At 41.9% G+C, this 18,921-nt stretch carries 17 protein-coding genes; all 17 read left to right on the top strand.

Features of this window, described 5'->3' with window-relative positions; genetic code table 11:
• The first annotated feature begins 21 nt into the window (after window positions 1-21).
• Window positions 22-1,302 (top strand): colanic acid biosynthesis pyruvyl transferase WcaK, encoded by a 1,281-nt coding sequence (gene wcaK / locus OOJ60_RS18265; protein WP_205613005.1) that lies wholly within the window; start codon window positions 22-24, stop codon window positions 1,300-1,302.
• Window positions 1,299-2,519, top strand: coding sequence for a colanic acid biosynthesis glycosyltransferase WcaL (gene wcaL / locus OOJ60_RS18260; protein ID WP_205613004.1), 1,221 nt, complete (start codon window positions 1,299-1,301; stop codon window positions 2,517-2,519). Before wcaK ends, wcaL begins: the two co-directional genes overlap by 4 nt.
• 11 nt (window positions 2,520-2,530) lie before the next feature.
• Window positions 2,531-3,934: a colanic acid biosynthesis protein WcaM gene (gene wcaM / locus OOJ60_RS18255; protein ID WP_205613003.1), complete on the top strand. Its 1,404-nt coding sequence runs from the start codon at window positions 2,531-2,533 to the stop codon at window positions 3,932-3,934.
• A 174-nt stretch (window positions 3,935-4,108) separates the two neighbouring features.
• Window positions 4,109-5,002, top strand: a complete 894-nt coding sequence (gene galF, locus OOJ60_RS18250) for a UTP--glucose-1-phosphate uridylyltransferase GalF (protein ID WP_205613002.1) — start codon at window positions 4,109-4,111, stop codon at window positions 5,000-5,002.
• A 377-nt stretch (window positions 5,003-5,379) separates the two neighbouring features.
• On the top strand, window positions 5,380-6,465 hold the full coding sequence (rfbB, locus tag OOJ60_RS18245; RefSeq protein ID WP_205613001.1) for a dTDP-glucose 4,6-dehydratase: 1,086 nt from the start codon (window positions 5,380-5,382) through the stop codon (window positions 6,463-6,465).
• Complete coding sequence (gene rfbD / locus OOJ60_RS18240; RefSeq protein ID WP_205613000.1) at window positions 6,465-7,364, top strand: dTDP-4-dehydrorhamnose reductase; 900 nt, start codon at window positions 6,465-6,467, stop codon at window positions 7,362-7,364. Before rfbB ends, rfbD begins: the two co-directional genes overlap by 1 nt.
• A gap of 49 nt (window positions 7,365-7,413) precedes the next feature.
• Complete coding sequence (gene rfbA / locus OOJ60_RS18235; RefSeq protein WP_205612999.1) at window positions 7,414-8,292, top strand: glucose-1-phosphate thymidylyltransferase RfbA; 879 nt, start codon at window positions 7,414-7,416, stop codon at window positions 8,290-8,292.
• A 4-nt stretch (window positions 8,293-8,296) separates the two neighbouring features.
• The gene (gene rfbC, locus OOJ60_RS18230; RefSeq protein ID WP_205612998.1) at window positions 8,297-8,845 is read left to right on the top strand and encodes a dTDP-4-dehydrorhamnose 3,5-epimerase; all 549 of its coding nucleotides are present in this window, start codon (window positions 8,297-8,299) and stop codon (window positions 8,843-8,845) included.
• Window positions 8,823-10,034 carry a hypothetical protein gene (locus OOJ60_RS18225; RefSeq protein ID WP_205612997.1) on the top strand — a complete coding sequence of 404 codons (1,212 nt, stop codon included), beginning with the start codon at window positions 8,823-8,825 and terminating at the stop codon, window positions 10,032-10,034. Before rfbC ends, OOJ60_RS18225 begins: the two co-directional genes overlap by 23 nt.
• Window positions 10,024-11,127 (top strand): glycosyltransferase family 4 protein, encoded by a 1,104-nt coding sequence (locus tag OOJ60_RS18220; RefSeq protein WP_205612996.1) that lies wholly within the window; start codon window positions 10,024-10,026, stop codon window positions 11,125-11,127. Before OOJ60_RS18225 ends, OOJ60_RS18220 begins: the two co-directional genes overlap by 11 nt.
• Window positions 11,128-11,137: 10 nt before the next feature.
• Window positions 11,138-12,076, top strand: coding sequence for a glycosyltransferase family 2 protein (locus tag OOJ60_RS18215; protein WP_205612995.1), 939 nt, complete (start codon window positions 11,138-11,140; stop codon window positions 12,074-12,076).
• 38 nt (window positions 12,077-12,114) lie between these two features.
• Window positions 12,115-13,197, top strand: coding sequence for an EpsG family protein (locus tag OOJ60_RS18210; RefSeq protein WP_205612994.1), 1,083 nt, complete (start codon window positions 12,115-12,117; stop codon window positions 13,195-13,197).
• Window positions 13,194-14,198 carry a glycosyltransferase family 1 protein gene (locus OOJ60_RS18205; protein ID WP_205612993.1) on the top strand — a complete coding sequence of 335 codons (1,005 nt, stop codon included), beginning with the start codon at window positions 13,194-13,196 and terminating at the stop codon, window positions 14,196-14,198. Before OOJ60_RS18210 ends, OOJ60_RS18205 begins: the two co-directional genes overlap by 4 nt.
• Window positions 14,182-15,192 (top strand): glycosyltransferase, encoded by a 1,011-nt coding sequence (locus OOJ60_RS18200; protein ID WP_205612992.1) that lies wholly within the window; start codon window positions 14,182-14,184, stop codon window positions 15,190-15,192. Before OOJ60_RS18205 ends, OOJ60_RS18200 begins: the two co-directional genes overlap by 17 nt.
• Window positions 15,179-16,372, top strand: a complete 1,194-nt coding sequence (locus OOJ60_RS18195; RefSeq protein ID WP_205612991.1) for a glycosyltransferase family 4 protein — start codon at window positions 15,179-15,181, stop codon at window positions 16,370-16,372. Before OOJ60_RS18200 ends, OOJ60_RS18195 begins: the two co-directional genes overlap by 14 nt.
• Entirely contained in the window at window positions 16,369-17,790 is a 1,422-nt protein-coding gene (locus tag OOJ60_RS18190; protein WP_205612990.1) for a mannose-1-phosphate guanylyltransferase/mannose-6-phosphate isomerase, read from the top strand. Before OOJ60_RS18195 ends, OOJ60_RS18190 begins: the two co-directional genes overlap by 4 nt.
• Before the next feature lie 84 nt (window positions 17,791-17,874).
• On the top strand, window positions 17,875-18,921 hold a 1,047-nt coding region (gene cpsG, locus OOJ60_RS18185; protein WP_205612989.1), incomplete at its 3' end, for a colanic acid biosynthesis phosphomannomutase CpsG.

Below are 18,921 nucleotides of genomic sequence, written 5' to 3'. Positions count from 1 at the left end.
TAAATCGATAAGAGGCAACTTATGAAATTATTAGTATTAGGCAACCACACCTGTGGGAACCGTGGTGATAGCGCCATTATGCGCGGTTTACTCGATGCCATCCGCCAACAAGAACCTGAAGTCGACATGGATGTGATGAGCCGTTTCCCGGTCAGTTCCGCCTGGTTACAGGGACGGCCAATTATTGCCGATCCGCTGTATCAACTAAGCCAGAAACAGCAGCAGATGACCGGGCTGAATGGCCGGGTCAAAAAAGTGTTGCGCCGTCGCTTTCAGCACAAAATTTTACTGGCGAAGGTTGCGCAGGAAGGATCGCTGCGTAACTTTGTGCTAGCGCCGGAATTTGCCGACTTTGCCCGGTTTATCGCCCAGTATGACGCGGTCATTCAGGTTGGTGGCTCTAACTACGTGGACCTGTACGGCCTGACCCATTTTGAGTATCCCTTATGCGCGTTTATGGCGAACAAACCGATTTATATGGTCGGCCATAGCGTCGGGCCTTTCCAGAACCCGGACTTTAATCAGTTGGCTCATTACGTTTTTGGGCGCACTGATGCGCTGATCCTGCGTGAAACGGTCAGCCGCGATTTGATGACCGCCGCCCAAATCGACACCCGTAAAGTGGAACAAGGCGTGGATACCGCATGGCTGGTAGAGCGCCGCCATGATGATTTTGTCGCCAGTTATGCGGTACAGCACTGGCTGGATGTCACCGCGCGGAGAAAAACCGTGGCCATCACCTTGCGCGATCTCGAGCCCTTCGACAAACGTCTGGGCACGACTCAGCAAGCGTATGAGCAGGCTTTTGCGGAAGTTGTGAACAGACTGATTGACGATGGCTATCAGGTGCTGGTGCTTTCAACCTGTACCAGTATTGACCGCTATAACCGCGATGACCGCATGGTGGCGCTCCGGATGGCGAAATTTGTGAAGCCATCGGCGCATTTCCATATCGCGATGGATGAACTGAACGATGTGGAACTGGGCAAGATCCTTGCTTCCTGTGTTTTGACCATCGGTACTCGTCTGCATTCCGCCATCATTTCGATGAACTTTGGCACGCCCGCTATCGCGATTAACTACGAGCACAAATCCGCCGGGATCATGCAGCAGTTAGGCCTGCCAGAGCTGGCGATTGATATTCGTCACCTGCTGAACGGGTCGCTGCAAGGCGTGGTCGCGGATACGCTGGCGCAACTGCCCGCGCTCAGTGAAAAAGTGGATAACGCCGTCACGCAGGAGCGAACCAAGGGGTTTGCCATGATTAAATCCGTTCTCGACAGAATTCGGGAGGGGCGATGAAGGTCAGCTTTTTTCTGCTGAAATTCCCACTCTCATCAGAGACGTTTGTCCTTAATCAGATCACGGCGTTTATTGATATGGGATTTGATGTGGACATCGTCGCCCTGCAAAAAGGTGATACGCAAAACACCCATGCCGCCTGGGAAAAATACAACCTGGCGGCGAAGACCCGCTGGCTGCAGGATGAACCGCAGGGTCGGCTGGCGAAACTGCGTTACCGGGCGTTGAAAACGCTGCCGGGACTGCACCGGGCGGCGACGTGGAAATCACTGAATTTCTCCCGCTATGGCGACGAATCACGCAATCTGATCCTGTCGTCTATTTGCGCGCAGGTGAGCGCGCCTTTGCAGGCCGATGTGTTCATCGCGCATTTTGGCCCTGCCGGCGTAACGGCGACCAAGCTGCGTGAACTGGGGGTGATCAGAGGCAAAATTGCGACCATTTTCCACGGCATTGATATCTCCAGCCGGGAGGTTCTGAATCACTATGCCTCTGAATACCAGCAGTTGTTTCACCGTGGCGACCTGATGCTGCCTATTAGCGACCTGTGGGCTAAGCGCCTGAAAAGCATGGGCTGCCCGGCGGAAAAAATCGCCGTCTCGCGGATGGGGGTGGACATGGCGCGCTTCAGCCATCGCCCGGTGAAAGCGCCCGGCACGCCGCTTGAGATGATCTCTGTGGCGCGTCTGACCGAGAAAAAAGGGCTGCACGTGGCGATAGAAGCCTGTCGCCAGCTCAAAGAGCAGGGCGTCGCGTTTCGTTATCGTATCCTCGGGATGGGGCCATGGGAACGGCGTTTGCGGACGCTTATCGAACAGTATCAGCTTGATGACGTGATTGAGATGCCGGGCTTCAAACCGAGCCACGAAGTGAAGGCGATGCTCGACGAGGCGGATCTCTTTTTGCTGCCCTCCATTACTGGCGCGGATGGCGATATGGAAGGCATTCCGGTCGCGCTGATGGAGGCGATGGCGGTGGGGATCCCCGTTGTTTCCACCGTCCACAGCGGTATTCCGGAACTGGTCGAAGCCGGAAAGTCAGGCTGGCTGGTGCCGGAAAACGATGCGCAGGCGCTGGCGGCGCAGCTTGCCGGGTTTAGCCAGATCGATCGCGCAACGCTTGAGCCAGTGGTGAAGCACGCACGTGAAAAAGTTGAACACGATTTTAACCAGCAGGTGATCAACCGTCAGTTAGCCAGCCTGCTGCAAACGATGTAAACCGAGGTTGTATGCCAGAAACGACGCTCTCCCGACGCACCTTCCTGGCGGCAGGCTCCGTGCTTGCCGCGCTTCCTGCACTCCATTCTCCTTTTGCCCGCGCCGTGACCGCGGGCAACACCGCCAACATCCAGGACTATAACCCCAAAGACTGGATCGCTTCCTTCAGGCAGGCCTTTGCCGACGCACAAACCGTGCGGGTTCCGGCGGGTCTGGTTTGCGACAACATCAACGCCGCTATTTTTATTCCGCCGGGTAAGACATTACGGGTGGAAGGGGCGTTGCGCGGCAATGGACGTGGGCGTTTTGTTCTTCAGGACGGCAGCCAGGTCACCGGTGAGAAGGGCGGCAGCCTGCACAATATCACGCTGGACGTGCGCGGCTCTGACTGTGTCATCAGGGATATTGCGATGAGCGGCTTCGGCCCGGTGACGCAAATTTATATCGGTGGGAAAAAACCGCAGGTGATGCGTAATCTGGTCATCGACAACATCACTGTGACCCAGGCGAACTATGCCATCCTGCGTCAGGGTTTTCATAATCAGGTTGACGGCGCGAGGATCACCAACGGGACATTCACCGACTTACAGGGCGACGCCATTGAGTGGAATGTGGCGATTAATGACCGCAACATCCTCATTTCTGACCATGTGATTGAGCGGATTAACTGTACCAACGGCAAGATCAACTGGGGTATTGGGATTGGCCTGGCGGGCAGCACTTACGACAACACCTATCCAGAAACACAGACGGTTAAAAATTTTGTCGTCGCCAACATCACCGGTTCCGACTGCCGCCAACTGGTACACGTCGAGAACGGCAAGCATTTTGTCATTCGCAACGTAAAGGCGAAAAATATCACTCCCGATTTCAGTAAAAAGGCCGGGATTGATAACGCAACGGTGGCTATTTATGGCTGTGATAATTTCGTCATTGATAATATCAATATGGTAAATAGCGCCGGCATGCTGATTGGCTACGGGGTGGTAAAAGGCAACTACCTGTCGATTCCGCAAAATTTGAAATTGAATAATATCCGCCTGGATAATACCCAACTTGCGTATAAACTGCGCGGAATACAAATTTCATCCGGCAACGCGACTTCTTTTGTCGCCCTCACCAACATCGACATGAAGCGGGCAACGCTGGAGTTACACAACAAGCCTCAGCACCTTTTCTTACGCAATATCAAGGTGATGCAGGAATCCACCGTTGGCCCGGCGCTGAAGATGCATTTTGACCTGCGCAAAGACGTGCGCGGTAAGTTTATGGCCAAAAACGACACCCTGCTGTCGCTGGCGAATGTGCAGGCGGTCAACGAAAAAGGCCAAAGCTCGGTCGACATTGACCGGATAAATCATCAGGTCGTGAATGTGGACGCGATTAACTTCCGGTTGCCGGAGGGGAGGGGGTAGTTTTGCGACCATTCCTGGCGAAACTGACCCATACTTAGGAATATGGCTACTGCAATTCACAGGTGATACGCGTAGCATCAGACGTCACGGCAATGATTTCACAAAATAATTCATGCTGGCGAAAACGAGTCAAAGAGCTATAATTCAGCAACCATTTTACAGGTGGATGAAATAATGATTAATTTGAAAGCAGTTATACCGGTAGCGGGTCTGGGTATGCACATGTTGCCTGCCACTAAGGCAATACCCAAAGAGATGCTGCCGATCGTCGACAAGCCGATGATTCAATACATCGTTGACGAGATCGTGGCTGCAGGGATCAAAGAAATCCTTCTGGTGACTCATGCGTCCAAGAACGCCGTTGAGAACCACTTCGACACCTCCTATGAATTAGAGTCGCTTCTCGAGCAACGCGTGAAGCGCCAACTGCTGGCGGAAGTGCAATCCATTTGCCCGCCGGGCGTGACGATCATGAACGTCCGTCAGGCGCAGCCGCTGGGGTTGGGCCATTCCATTCTCTGTGCCCGACCGGTAATTGGCGATAACCCGTTTGTCGTCGTCCTGCCTGACATCATCATTGATAATGCCAGTGCCGATCCGCTGCGCTATAACCTCGCGGCGATGGTGGCGCGCTTCAATGAAACCGGCCGCAGCCAGGTGTTGGCGAAACGTATGAAGGGTGACCTTTCTGAATACTCCGTCATCCAGACCAAAGAACCGCTGGATAACGAAGGTAAAGTCAGCCGCATCGTCGAATTTATTGAGAAACCGGATCAGCCGCAGACCCTGGATTCCGATCTGATGGCTGTGGGGCGTTATGTGCTTTCCGCAGATATCTGGGCAGAATTGGAGCGCACCGAACCGGGCGCTTGGGGACGTATCCAGTTGACCGACGCCATTGCAGAACTGGCCAAAAAACAATCGGTTGACGCGATGCTGATGACCGGCGACAGCTACGACTGCGGTAAAAAAATGGGCTATATGCAGGCGTTTGTGAAGTACGGACTGCGGAACCTGAAAGAAGGGCCTAAGTTCAGGAAAAGCATTGAGAAGTTGCTTAGCGAGTAAGCGAAATTAACGGTTGGTTTGACCAACGCGAAACAGTTAACGGCAGTAAACATTCTAGGCATATTTAACCTGTGCCGGGTATGTTTACTGCCGTTTTTGTTGAAATAAGAAAATACGTATCTTTTCAAAGAGTTATCTATTGAAATTTAAACCGCTTTTTGCAGGATTTTTGCTTGTTTCTAACATCATTTGGTAAGACAATTAGCGTTTGAGTTTAGAAAGCCTGCGCGTAAAGGCGGGCTTTGACATACCTTTGAAAGAGCGCAGTGCACTGGTAGCTGTAAAGCCAGGGGCGGTAGCGTGTCGAAACTAATTCATTTTTTAATTAATAATCGGTACCTCAATGCCGATTTTGTTAACTTATTCGGAATCGTAACGTGAAAATACTTGTTACTGGTGGTGCAGGTTTTATTGGTTCTGCGGTGGTTCGCCATATAATAAATAATACCCGCGATAGCGTAATTAATATCGATAAACTCACATATGCTGGTAATCTGGAATCACTTAATGATATTTCAGAAAGCGACCGTTATATTTTTGAACATGCGGATATCTGCGATTCGGCAGCAATGGCGCGTGTATTTGCCGAGCATCAGCCAGATGCGGTAATGCATTTGGCGGCAGAAAGCCATGTTGATCGCTCTATTACCGGGCCTGCTGCATTTATCGAAACCAACATCGTCGGTACCTATGTGCTTCTGGAAGCGGCACGCGAATACTGGTCGTCGCTTGATAGTGAGAAAAAGACAGCCTTCCGTTTTCACCACATTTCAACTGATGAAGTCTATGGGGACTTACCGCACCCGGATGAAGTGGAAGTGGGTAGTAAACTTCCGCTGTTTACTGAAACAACAGCGTATGCGCCAAGCAGTCCGTATTCAGCATCAAAAGCGTCAAGCGATCATCTTGTTCGTGCATGGTTGCGGACATATGGTTTGCCAACCATTGTGACCAATTGTTCAAACAACTACGGTCCGTATCACTTCCCGGAAAAACTGATCCCGTTGGTTATCCTCAATGCACTGGAAGGAAAACCGTTGCCTATTTATGGTAAAGGCGATCAGATTCGTGACTGGCTGTATGTTGAAGATCACGCCCGCGCGCTCTATACCGTTGTCACCCAGGGAACGCCTGGTGAGACCTATAATATTGGCGGTCACAACGAGAAGAAAAATCTCGATGTCGTCCATAACATCTGTGATTTGCTGGATGAGATTGTGCCCAAAGAGGGATCGTATCGCGATCAAATCACCTACGTTACGGATCGTCCGGGTCACGATCGCCGCTATGCGATTGATGCTGATAAAATTAGTCGCGAGTTGGGCTGGAAACCGCAGGAAACCTTTGAAAGTGGGATTCGTAAAACTGTGCAGTGGTATTTAGCAAACGCGCAGTGGGTTGAAAACATTAAAAGCGGTGCTTATCAGAGCTGGATCGAACAAAACTATGGGGAACGTCAGTAATGAACATCCTTTTGTTCGGTAAGACAGGGCAGGTGGGCTGGGAGTTGCAACGTTCACTCGCACCATTAGGAAACCTTATTGCACTTGATGTTCATTCTACCGACTACTGTGGCGATTTTAGTGATCCTGAAGGTGTCGCAGAGACGGTTCGCCGCATCCGCCCCGATGTCATTGTCAATGCAGCAGCGCATACCGCCGTGGATAAAGCAGAAACAGAGGTTGAGTTTGCCCAGTTACTGAACGCAACGAGCGTCGAAGCGATAGCAAAAGCTGCGCAAGAGATGGGGACCTGGGTGGTGCATTATTCCACCGACTATGTTTTTCCGGGTACTGGTGAGACACCATGGCGCGAGACAGATGCAACGGCTCCACTGAATGTTTATGGTGAAACAAAGCTGGCAGGTGAAAAGGCACTACAGACGCATTGTTCCCGGCATCTGATATTCCGTACCAGTTGGGTCTATGCAGGTAAGGGCAATAACTTTGCGAAGACCATATTACGCCTCGCGAAAGAACGCGCTGAAATGGCTGTTATTAACGATCAGTATGGTGCGCCAACGGGGGCTGAGCTGCTCGCGGATTGTACTGCACATGCCATTCGTGTTGCCATGGTTAAACAGGAAGTGGCAGGGCTTTATCATCTGGTGGCCAGTGGCACAACCACCTGGTATGACTATGCTTCTTTTGTATTCGCTGAAGCGCAGAAATCGGGAGTAAATTTAGCTCTGACCAGGCTTAAAGCGGTCCCAACCAGCTCATACCCGACTCCAGCGAAACGTCCTGCTAACTCCAGACTGAACTCGGATAAATTCCAGAAAACTTTTGATTTAGTCCTCCCACAATGGGAAACGGGTGTCAAACGTATGCTGGATGAGTTGTTTACAACGACAGCAATTTAACAATTTTTAATGCCCGAATGTGGGCATTTTGTGTTTAAGAGAAGAAGATATGAAAACGCGTAAAGGGATTATTCTCGCTGGTGGCTCCGGCACTCGTCTTTACCCGGTTACAATGGCTGTGAGTAAACAATTGCTGCCTATTTATGATAAGCCAATGATTTACTATCCGCTTTCTACCCTGATGCTAGCGGGTATTCGGGATATTCTCATTATCAGCACTCCACAGGACACGCCACGCTTTGAGCAACTGCTTGGCGATGGTAGTCAGTGGGGATTAAATCTTCAGTATAAAGTGCAGCCAAGCCCTGACGGTCTGGCGCAGGCATTTATCATTGGCGAAGAATTTATTGGTAATGATGATTGTGCATTAGTACTTGGGGATAATATTTTCTACGGTCACGATCTTCCGAAACTGATGGACGCTGCCGTGAATAAAGAAAGCGGGGCGACTGTTTTTGCATATCATGTGAACGACCCCGAGCGCTATGGCGTGGTGGAGTTTGATAAAAATGGTACTGCTATCAGCCTGGAAGAAAAACCGCTTGAGCCAAAAAGCAATTATGCGGTAACGGGGCTTTATTTCTACGATAACAGTGTTGTTGAGATGGCCAGAAATCTGAAGCCTTCCGCGCGTGGTGAACTGGAAATCACCGATATCAACCGTATTTATATGGAACAGGGAAGATTATCTGTTGCCATGATGGGCCGTGGCTATGCCTGGCTGGATACCGGAACGCATCAAAGCCTGATAGAGGCGAGCAATTTTATTGCCACAATTGAGGAACGTCAGGGGCTGAAGGTCTCTTGTCCGGAAGAGATTGCTTATCGTAAGGGTTTTATTGATGCGGCACAGGTTAAAAAGTTGGCTGAGCCATTGAAAAAAAATGCCTATGGCCAGTATCTTTTAAAAATGATTAAGGGTTATTAATAAAATGAAGGTTATTAAAACAGAAATTCCTGATGTACTAATTTTTGAACCTAAGGTATTTGGCGATGACCGTGGGTTCTTCATGGAAAGCTTTAATCAAAAAGTTTTTGAAGAAGCCGTAGGCCGAAAGGTTGAGTTTGTCCAGGATAATCATTCAAAATCTACTAAAGGAGTGCTGCGCGGTCTGCATTATCAGATGCCTCCATTTGCGCAAGGTAAATTAGTACGCTGTGTTGTAGGTGAGGTTTTTGATGTTGTCGTTGATATCCGAGCTAATTCAGTAACATATGGAAAATGGGTGGGCATCAATATTTCTGCAGAAAATAAACGGCAATTATGGATTCCAGAAGGTTTCGCTCATGGCTTTTTAGTATTAAGTGATAACGCAGAGTTTCTTTATAAAACTACTAATTATTATTCTAAAGAACATGAAAAAATATTGAGTTGGAATGATAAAACTATCGAAATAAATTGGCCAATTAATCAGGAACCCATTCTTTCAGATAAAGATAAAAATGCAGAGCCTTTTTATGGGATTAATGAAGCGAAATAAGAATCTAAGCTATTCCTTGCTGCTAAATGTTGTAAATGCTTTTTTCCCGATGTTTAGCATTCCTCTAATAACAGTCTCTGTTGGTTTAAGTAGTTACGGGCATTATGTATATGCAGGATTGATAACCAATATTTTGATCGCAATATTTTCAAATGGCCTTTTTTCATATTATCTTAGAGCTTATCTAAGTGATCATGAGACCCTTGGTGAAATCATTGGTGTTCAGTTTTTATTCATATTATTTGCATTTATAATACAACTTATATTCATTTTTGCAATGAATGTTTATAATGATCCAATCTTTATTATATTTTCGGTAGTTACTTTATCACACTGCATCTGTGTTGAATGGTATTTTTATGGGAAAGGCGAACTAAGTATTTTATTCTATAGAACATTAGCTATAAAAATCTTATCATTAATTGCTATATATGTTCTTTCGAATATTACGAGTAATATTATTTACTTTGCATTAGTAAGTGCTGGAGCATTAATTGCTTCAAATATTACAGGCTATTTATTACTTATTAAAGATGAAAGAATAATAATAAAAATATCATCCCCCAAAAAAAATCTCTCTAATGTAAATTATTTTATTTCTAATGCAGCTCTTGGTTCAATATATCAATATTTGGATCAAGTTATTATCTCTATTGTTGCCAGTAGACAAGATTTAGCGTTTTTGAATCTATATAAGCAACTGATTAATGGTGTGAATTCTTTTCCAGGAATAATTAATCGTGTTCTTATGAAGGATAGCCAAAAAGAATATGAAAAAGAAAATTTCAAAGCCCACGTTACTCGCTTGTTTAGTCGATATTTTTTTATAACTGCAACAGGATGCATTGGACTTTTTTTTACTATAAATATGGTTGCGGAATATTTAGCAAGGGTAGCTATTCCTACAATAAATTTAACTTCATTTATATCCTCTTTTCTGGTATTTGCTGTAGCAATGGCTGTCTTCATTGATACACAAATTAGTGTAATCACACATAAAGAGAAAATTACAACTTATGCTAATTTAGGTGTAGCAACAACAACTTTATTATTAATGATACCATTGGTTCAAAGATTTAATTTTAACGGAGGATTGTTATCTCTTGCTATAGGGGAAACAGTTGGTGTCGCAATCATGATTTTTCTTCATATAAAATCCGGGACGTTTAAACAAAGACATGAAATATAAAATAGCTACAATTTTTGAGGGTTTTGAATCTGTTCACTGGACAAAAGATGTGGGTATAATACCTCAGATTTTTACAGAGCTGACAAAAGAGCCTGGAATAATAATATGTCGTGGCAAAAAAAAATATGAAGAAGAATTTAATGGTGTAAAGCTATATAGTATTTCTAGTCGATTATGGATGACATATTTTATTAAAGCTTTGTTTATAATTGTTATAAATAGAGTTACCCTGATAAATGTTTATCATCTAAGTAAAAAAAATTATATCTGGCTTGTTTTTGCGAAATTGCTGGGAGTTAAGTCTTTTCTTAAGCTTGATATGGACATGCCAAATGCTTTACGAATGATGAAACATATAGCTGAGAATAAAATAAAGACTAGGTTTACCTTATATCTACAAGTATTACTGTGTGATTTTATTACTATTGAGGATTCTGAACTCTATGTCTTACTAAAGAAACATACTTTTTTTAAAAAACTGCAAGTTTTACCGAATTGCATTTGGGATGATAATAGAGTTATTTCTCATATGGTAGAACAATGCGTTGAGCGAGAAAATGTTATAATTGTTGTTGGCAGAATTGGTGCATATCAAAAAAATCATGAAATTATACTCGAAGCTGTAAGAGATGTAACATGGAAAGATGATTGGAAAATGTTATTTATAGGTGGTTATAATAATGATTTTGAGATACAACTGAAAAAGCTTCTGGAGCAAGATCCCGTACTTAAAAATAATATTTTCTTATGTGGAAACAAAGATCGAGATGAATTGGATAAAATATATCTTAGGGCAAAGGTCTATTTGTCAACTTCCCGCTGGGAAGGATTTTCGTTAGCAATGACTGAAGCTGCTTATCACGGATGTTATATCATTTCTACTCCTGTCGGTGGAGTTAAAGATATCACCAATAATGGTAAGTACGGTAAAATCATTCGTTCAAGCAAACATGAAGTTGCAAAGGAAATACAAGAAATTATAGATAATGCACAGGATCTAACTAATTCCTATAAAGAAAGAGTAAATTATGTCCACCAGAACTTTGAGTGGACCATTAGAATAAAAAAAATATTTGCAGATGGTGTATATTAAGGAAAGCAAGATGGTATATATTTGCGTACTTATGTGGAACAATGTTAAAGATACGATAGCATGCATTGATTCACTAAGTTTATTGGAATATAAAAAAACCAGCATTGTGATTATAGATAATAAATCAGAGGAACGATTTATTAATGAATTTCACAAAATTCTGGCAGAGAAAAAGTATAGTTATAATTCTTATACTATAGCAGATTCGGTTATAAGCAAAAAAGATAGTGTATACGGAAATGGTGAGAAATCTATAAGTATACTATATAATGATAAGAATGCAGGTTTTGCTGCAGGTAATAATATAGGGATAAAATTTTCATTAACACAAGTTGATTGTGAGTATATTTGGATATTAAATAATGATACGATTGTTGATATGTATTCGCTTTCGAATATGATATCTTCTTGTCAGGAAAAAGATACAACTCATATATGTGGTTCTAAACTCATATACTATCCCGATACCAGTCTTGAACAGGGGATCGGAGGTCGGTTTAGTAAAATTTCATTATCAACGAGACATATTAAATCTTCTGACATTATAGATGCACATGAAAAAAATATTGATTATATAATAGGTGCATCGATGTTAGTGCCTAGGGAAATTTTTGATGCCATTGGTTTACTTGACGAAAATTTTTTTCTTTATTTTGAAGAATTGGATTTTTGCTTGCGGGCGAGAAAAAAAGGATATACATTGAATTACTGTCTTGAATCCATCGTATATCATAAGGAAAGTGCAACTATCGGCGATCAAAAATCTTACTTCTCGACTTACCATTATTTTCGTAGTCAGAGAATATTTTTAAAGAAACATTATCCGAAATTAATTATATTGATGAATATAAAATTAATTATGTTGATCATTAATTCATTAAGGAAGGGAAATTTAGCACAAGCGAAAAAAATGTTTAGAATATGGTATGATATTTCTAAAGTAAGATAGATTTTACTCGATTAGATTATGTTATATTTGGAGCAAGGATGATTTATTACTTATTTTGCTTTATATTTCCTTTTGTGGCTTTTATAAAAACAACAGTCTATAAAAATGTTTCCTTATTCTTGGGAGGGGCTTTTTTAGTTTTGTTTAGTGCCTTAAGATGGGAAACGGGTACTGACTGGTTACCCTATTATGAGGATTTTTTAGTTCCGAATCAGCGACATGATTTTGAACCGGGATATGTTTTATATGTAAATTTGATTCGTTTTTTTACCAATAACTATACTATATTTTTGATTATCACTTCGCTTATTCCTGTTTATCTTCTTTTTAAGACATGTAAAAACTTAATTAAAGATTATGAGTTAATAGTTATTGCAATTGCATTTTTTTATTCTTACTATTATTTGGGGTCTTTTTTTGGGGCAGAAAGAAGAATTATAGCTATTGGTATTCTGTCCTTTTCTTTGTGTTATTTATTTACAAACAGAATGCTAAAAGCTTCACTTTTAATTATGTTAGCTGCAACATTTCATGCGTCAGCCTTAATTATGTTCTTGGGAATATTCATAAAGAAGAGTAAAGTTAGAGACCAGTATATATTATTAGTTATTTCAATGGTTGCTTTCATACCTCTTTCATTGTTTTTAAAGAATATATTATTTGAAGTTTTGAACTATATTCCAGGAGAGGTTATTAAAGCTAAGCTTAACGCATATATTGATTCACCTGAACAATATGGAAGTTTAGGGTTTGGTGGAATATTAAAGAGAAGCATCGTAGTTGTGATATTTACATACGTAATATTTAAAACTGAGTTAAAAAATAATGAAATGGTGATTTCGTTTTTAAAATTTTATTTGGCAGGCATTTCCTTTTACCTGCTGTTTTCTCCAGTATCGGCTATGTTTTCGGTCATGAGTATCTACTTTACTATAACCGAAATATTTATTTGGCCATATGTTTTCAAAAAAATAGGGGGGTTTTCAAGGTCTCCTGTTTTTATATTTTTATTAATAGCGTATTTATGTTTTCAAAGTAACTCAATTTTGAAATCATACCCTGAATTGTTTTATCCATACTTGTCAATTTTTTCTTCAGAACACAGAGTAGGTCTTGAGTGATGATTCTTTTTTATACAGGTTCGTATCCACCGGATAAATGCGGTGTAGGAGATTATCTTTATAATCTAAATAAATCTTTAACTCAGATGACTTCAACAGTAATTATTAAGTCTGGCCTGTGGGATTATGTTAGAAATATACTTCTGTCAAAAGATAAAATTCAACTCATTAATATTCAATATCCAACTGTAGGATATTCGAAAAACAAATTTACTGCCTTTACACCTCATCTGGCTTTTTTATTCGCTTTCTTACTAAATCTTAATATATCATTGACACTACATGAGTATAGTAGCCTTTCACGGCGGGCTCGTATCTTTTTAAAAATCTTTAAGTTGTGCAAGACAATAATTGTAACAAATATATATGAGTATGAGGTCTTAGCTACAGATGGATTTAAGCCCAGCAGGATTAAAATAATACCTATTGCTTCGAATATACCAATGGCAAGGAAATCAAAAAATAAAATATTTGATGTTGTGTATTTTGGCATAATTTCTAAAGGGAAAGGGATCGAACATTTTTTTGATGCTGTAACTAATTTAAAAATGGTACACCCTGAAGCAAATATCTTACTCTTAGGTTTTAAGCCAGGTATTGATCTAAAATATGAAGAAAATGTTTTACAAAAGGCCAATTTATTAAACATTAAACTAATCTTAAATAAAGATGAGAATGAAGTGGCAGAGTTGCTAGCTTCTTCACGTATTGCACTATTACCTTTCCCTGACGGAATATCTGAGCGGCGAGGTACTGCACTTGCGGCCATGCAAAATGACGCATTAATTATCAGTTATAAAGGGAAATTTTCCTCTTCGTTTAAAGATAAATGTATTTTGTGTAACACTCTTGATGAATTGAAAACTTCTCTCATTAATAATTACCTAAGGCCTAATGATTCATTGCAACTTTTAAAAGCTGCCAGTATATATGCTGAGTCATTTCGTTGGGAGCAAATTGCGCAACAATATAAGGAATTGAGTGATGAGAATTGTCATTAATAATTACTTTTGGGGAGTATTGAAAAGAGGAATTCCCATTTATACATCGGAATTAGTTAAACAATTAAAAAAAGAAAATTTTGAAGTTATAGAGTTAACGTGTCCTAAATTTTTGAGAAGGATGCCGAATATTATACACAATATCTTATTTGTGATTTATGAACAGCTGATTACTCCTTTTGTGGGAGGGGTGATTAGTTCGAAAATTAATATATATCCCTATAATAGTGCATCAATTGTTGATATACTGGCAAATAAATCTTTAGTAATTATTCATGATTTAATCAGTTTAAAACAAGTTAATAAATCTCTTTCTTCTCGTTATGTATCTTTCTGTATTTTATATGCATCCAGACATGGGTCAAGATTTTCCTTTATATCAAAAAGTACTTCTCGCCTTATAAAAAGATTGCGACTTTTTCAGAGAAGTAAATCTTATCATTTCCCTAATACTTTCTTCTCATTTGAAGAAATTGCAAAAAAAACAAAAAGTGATAATGGGCAATTTATACTCCTGGTTTCGGGGCATGGAGATAATAAAGACTTAGTTGGGGCGCTGCGTTTGTTTTCAACCTTGCCAAGCGATCTGCAGATTCCGTTGAAAATTTTAGGGCTCGGTCGTAACATAAATTTCGCAAAACAAGTTTTAAAAAACTATCCTGATTTAAAGAAAGTTGAAGTGGTTGGCTCTGTTTCTTTAGAGGAAGTGGTGTCATTATATGCAAACTGCTCGTTTGTGTGGGCCCACTCAAAAGCGGAGGGGTATGGTAGGGCAGTCGCCGAGGCAAAATTGATTAATAAGAATGTACTTTGTTCGAATATAGATCCTTTTCTGGAGCAAAAATCAAATAATACTTTTTTTTATAATGATGATATGACATTTAATATAGCTGTACGCAGGTGCTTTACTCATAAAAATGATCAAACTGATTGTGAATTATTAGAGCATAAATTAATAAAAGACGAATTGTGTAGGCTATATGAAGAAAAATAAAATTCTTGTGTTAACTCCCCGTTTTCCTTTTCCTGTAGTTGGTGGGGACAGGCTTAGAATCTATAAAATATGCCAGGAACTATCAAAATATTACGAATTAACTCTCCTTAGTCTATGTGAAGATCAGACTGAGTTAAAATACAGAGTTGAAGAACCAATCTTTACTAAAATTTATCGTATCTTTCAGCCTCGTTTATATTCATATTTTAATGTGCTTAAGGCTATCCCTACTAAAAAACCTCTTCAGATTGCTTATTACTATAATGAAGATTTTAAGTTGAAAGTCGAAAAGCTAATTGAAGAACATGACTTAACTCTCTCACACCTGATAAGAGTTGGTGATTATGTCAAAGATAAAAAGGGTCTGCATGTTTTAGAAATGACTGACGCTATCTCAATGAATTATGAACGCGCCAGTAATTCGCCTTCCTTATTCTCGTTTAAAAAAATAATATATAGTTTTGAAAGATCTCGATTATATAATTATGAAAAAGCAATGGTTAATCATTTTTCTCTGATTTCGTTGATTTCAAGTGTCGATAAGAACTACCTTTACGCTGAACCAACTATAAATAATATTGTCGTTAGTGGTAATGGAGTTGATGTCGAAAAGTATCCATTTATAGCTCGAAAAATTGACTTGAGTGATACGGTGAATTTAATATTTATCGGAAATATGGATACGTTGCAAAATTTTGATGCTGTGACATGGTTTGCAAAAAATATATTGCCTGAATTGCAGGTTATTCATACTTTTAATCTTAAGGTTGTAGGGAAAATATCTGAAAAAAACAAATGTAAATTGAAAAAAATTCCATACATAAACGTTGTTGGTATGGTTGATAACATTTCTGTAAATGTTATCGATGGGCACGTGGGTATCTGTCCAATGAGAATCGGCGCGGGCGTACAAAATAAGATACTGGAATATATGGCGCTAGGGTTGCCCACGATTACTTCATCCGTTGGGTTTGAAGGGCTAGGTGCTATTAAAGAAAAAGAAATAATTGTCGCTGATACTGTCGAAGAGTATAAGAAAGCGCTCACTTTATTATTACGGGATCTTGGTTATTACAAGAAAATTGCTGAAAATGGGTTGGATTTTGTTAGTAACAAATTTAGTTGGCAATCGCAATTAACAAATTTAGTTTCAGGAATTGGGAGGTTGTTAGAAAAATGATATATCCTATTATTATGGCCGGAGGTACGGGATCCAGACTATGGCCATTATCGCGTGATCTTTACCCTAAACAATTCCAATGTTTGCAGGGAGATCAAACAATGCTGCAAACCACTATCAAGCGTCTTGATGGATTGAAATGTACCAAGCCAATAGTTATTTGTAACGAAAGTCATCGCTTCATCGTGGCAGAACAATTGCGCCAAATTGACATGCTAACTAATAATATTATCCTAGAACCGATTGGTCGAAATACAGCGCCTGCGATTGCAATTGCTGCATTGAATTTATGCAATAGACAAGAGAATGAAGAAGATCCTTTAATGTTGGTATTAGCTGCTGACCATATAATTGGTGATGAAAAAGCATTCCACTTAGCGGTTAATTATGCAATACCCCACGCTAAACAAGGTAAGTTAGTAACATTTGGTATTATACCAGATTCTCCCGAGACGGGATACGGATATATACGTCGTGGCACTGCTTGCGATATATCATCAAAAGCATTCTCTGTTGAGGAGTTTGTAGAAAAACCTGATTTGGAAACGGCAGAAAGCTATATATCATCGGGAGAGTATTACTGGAATAGTGGTATGTTTCTTTTTTGTGCAGGAAGATATTTAGAAGAGCTTAATAAACACAGGCCAGATATCTTAAATGCATGTAAGAAAGCGATAAGTACTATTTCTCAGGATTTAGATTTTGTACGTATTGATCGTGATTCCTTCATTGCTTGCCCTGACGAATCGATAGATTATGCCGTTATGGAAAATACTGATGAAGCAGTTATTGTACCAATGAACGCTCAGTGGAGCGATGTTGGTTCATGGTCATCCTTATGGGCAATTAGCAATAAAGATGAAGCTGGTAATTGTATAAAAGGAGATGTAATAAAATATGACACCAACGGCTGTTACATTTATGCAGAATCAAATTTAGTTTCGACAATTGGTGTTAGTGACTTGGTCATTGTGCAAACTAAAGATGCAGTTCTTGTCTCGCATCGCGATCGAGTTCAGGATGTCAAAAAAGTCGTTGAGCAGATTAAAGCAAACGGTCGTTTGGAATGTTATAGGCATCGAGAAGTTTATCGCCCTTGGGGAAAATATGATTCTGTCGATGTTGGTAAACGCTACCATGTTAAACGACTTACTGTAAATCCCGGAGAGGGTTTGTCCTTACAAATGCATTATCACCGCTCAGAGCATTGGATTATTGTAGCTGGCACGGCTAAAGTAACTATCGATGAAGAAGTGAAACTAGTTGGTGAAAATGAATCAGTATATATTCCTTTAGGCATGGTTCATACCTTAGAAAATCCAGGGAAAATTCCTTTGGAGTTAATTGAGGTTCGTTCTGGAGATTATTTGGAAGAGGATGATATTGTACGAATTAGTGACCGATACGGAAGGTTATAACTCACTTAATAATTAAAAAATTCTATCTTCTTATGTTTGATGTTATTACTATTTGACATATTAACGATTATTGTAGAGATAATAATGGTAAAATTAACCTGTTTCAAAGCCTATGATATTCGCGGCAGGCTGGGCGAAGAGCTGAACGAAGAAATTGCGTGGCGGATTGGCCGCGCCTACGGCGAATTTCTCAAACCGAAAACCATTGTACTCGGCGGCGACGTGCGTCTGACCAGTGAGGCGCTGAAGCTGGCGCTGGCGAAGGGGTTACAGGACGCGGGCGTCGATGTGCTGGATATCGGCCTTTCCGGCACCGAAGAGATCTATTTCGCCACCTTCCACCTCGGTGTTGACGGTGGCATTGAAGTCACCGCCAGCCATAACCCGATGGACTACAACGGTATGAAGCTGGTGCGTGAGGGCGCGCGCCCAATCAGCGGCGACACCGGCCTGCGCGACGTCCAGCGCCTGGCGGAAGCCAACGACTTCCCGCCGGTCAATATGGCTAAGCGCGGCAGCTATAAACAGATCACCCTGCGCGACGCCTATATCGATCATCTGTTTGGCTACATCAACGTCAACAACCTCACCCCGCTGAAGCTGGTGATCAACTCGGGTAACGGCGCGGCGGGTCCGGTGGTGGACGCTATTGAAGCGCGCTTTAAGGCCCGGGGCGTACCGGTGGAGTTCATCAAGGTGCATAACACCCCGGACGGCAACTTCCCGAACGGTATTCCTAATCCGCTGCTGCCGGAATGTCGCGACGATACCCGCAATGCGGTGATTGAGCACGGCGCGGACATGGGGATTGCTTTTGACGGCGACTTTGACCGCTGCTTCCTGTTCGACGAAAAAGGGCAGTTTATTGAGGGCTACTACATCGTCGGCCTGCTGGCGGAAGCGTTCCTCGAAAAACACCCGGGCGCGAAGATCATCCACGACCCGCGCCTGTCCTGGAACACTGTCGACGTGGTGAAGGCCGCAGGCGGCACGCCGGTGATGTCGAAAACCGGTCATGCGTTCATCAAAGAGCGGATGCGTGCGGAAGATGCTATTTACGGCGGCGAAATGAGCGCCCACCACTACTTCCGTGATTTCGCCTACTGCGACAGCGGGATGATCCCGTGGCTG

It is taken from the genome of Citrobacter sp. R4 (assembly GCF_026719175.1).
Lineage (GTDB): Bacteria > Pseudomonadota > Gammaproteobacteria > Enterobacterales > Enterobacteriaceae > Citrobacter_A > Citrobacter_A sedlakii.
The sequence above is the reverse complement of the archived record's forward strand: the minus strand, read 5'-3'. Positions and strand labels throughout refer to the sequence as shown.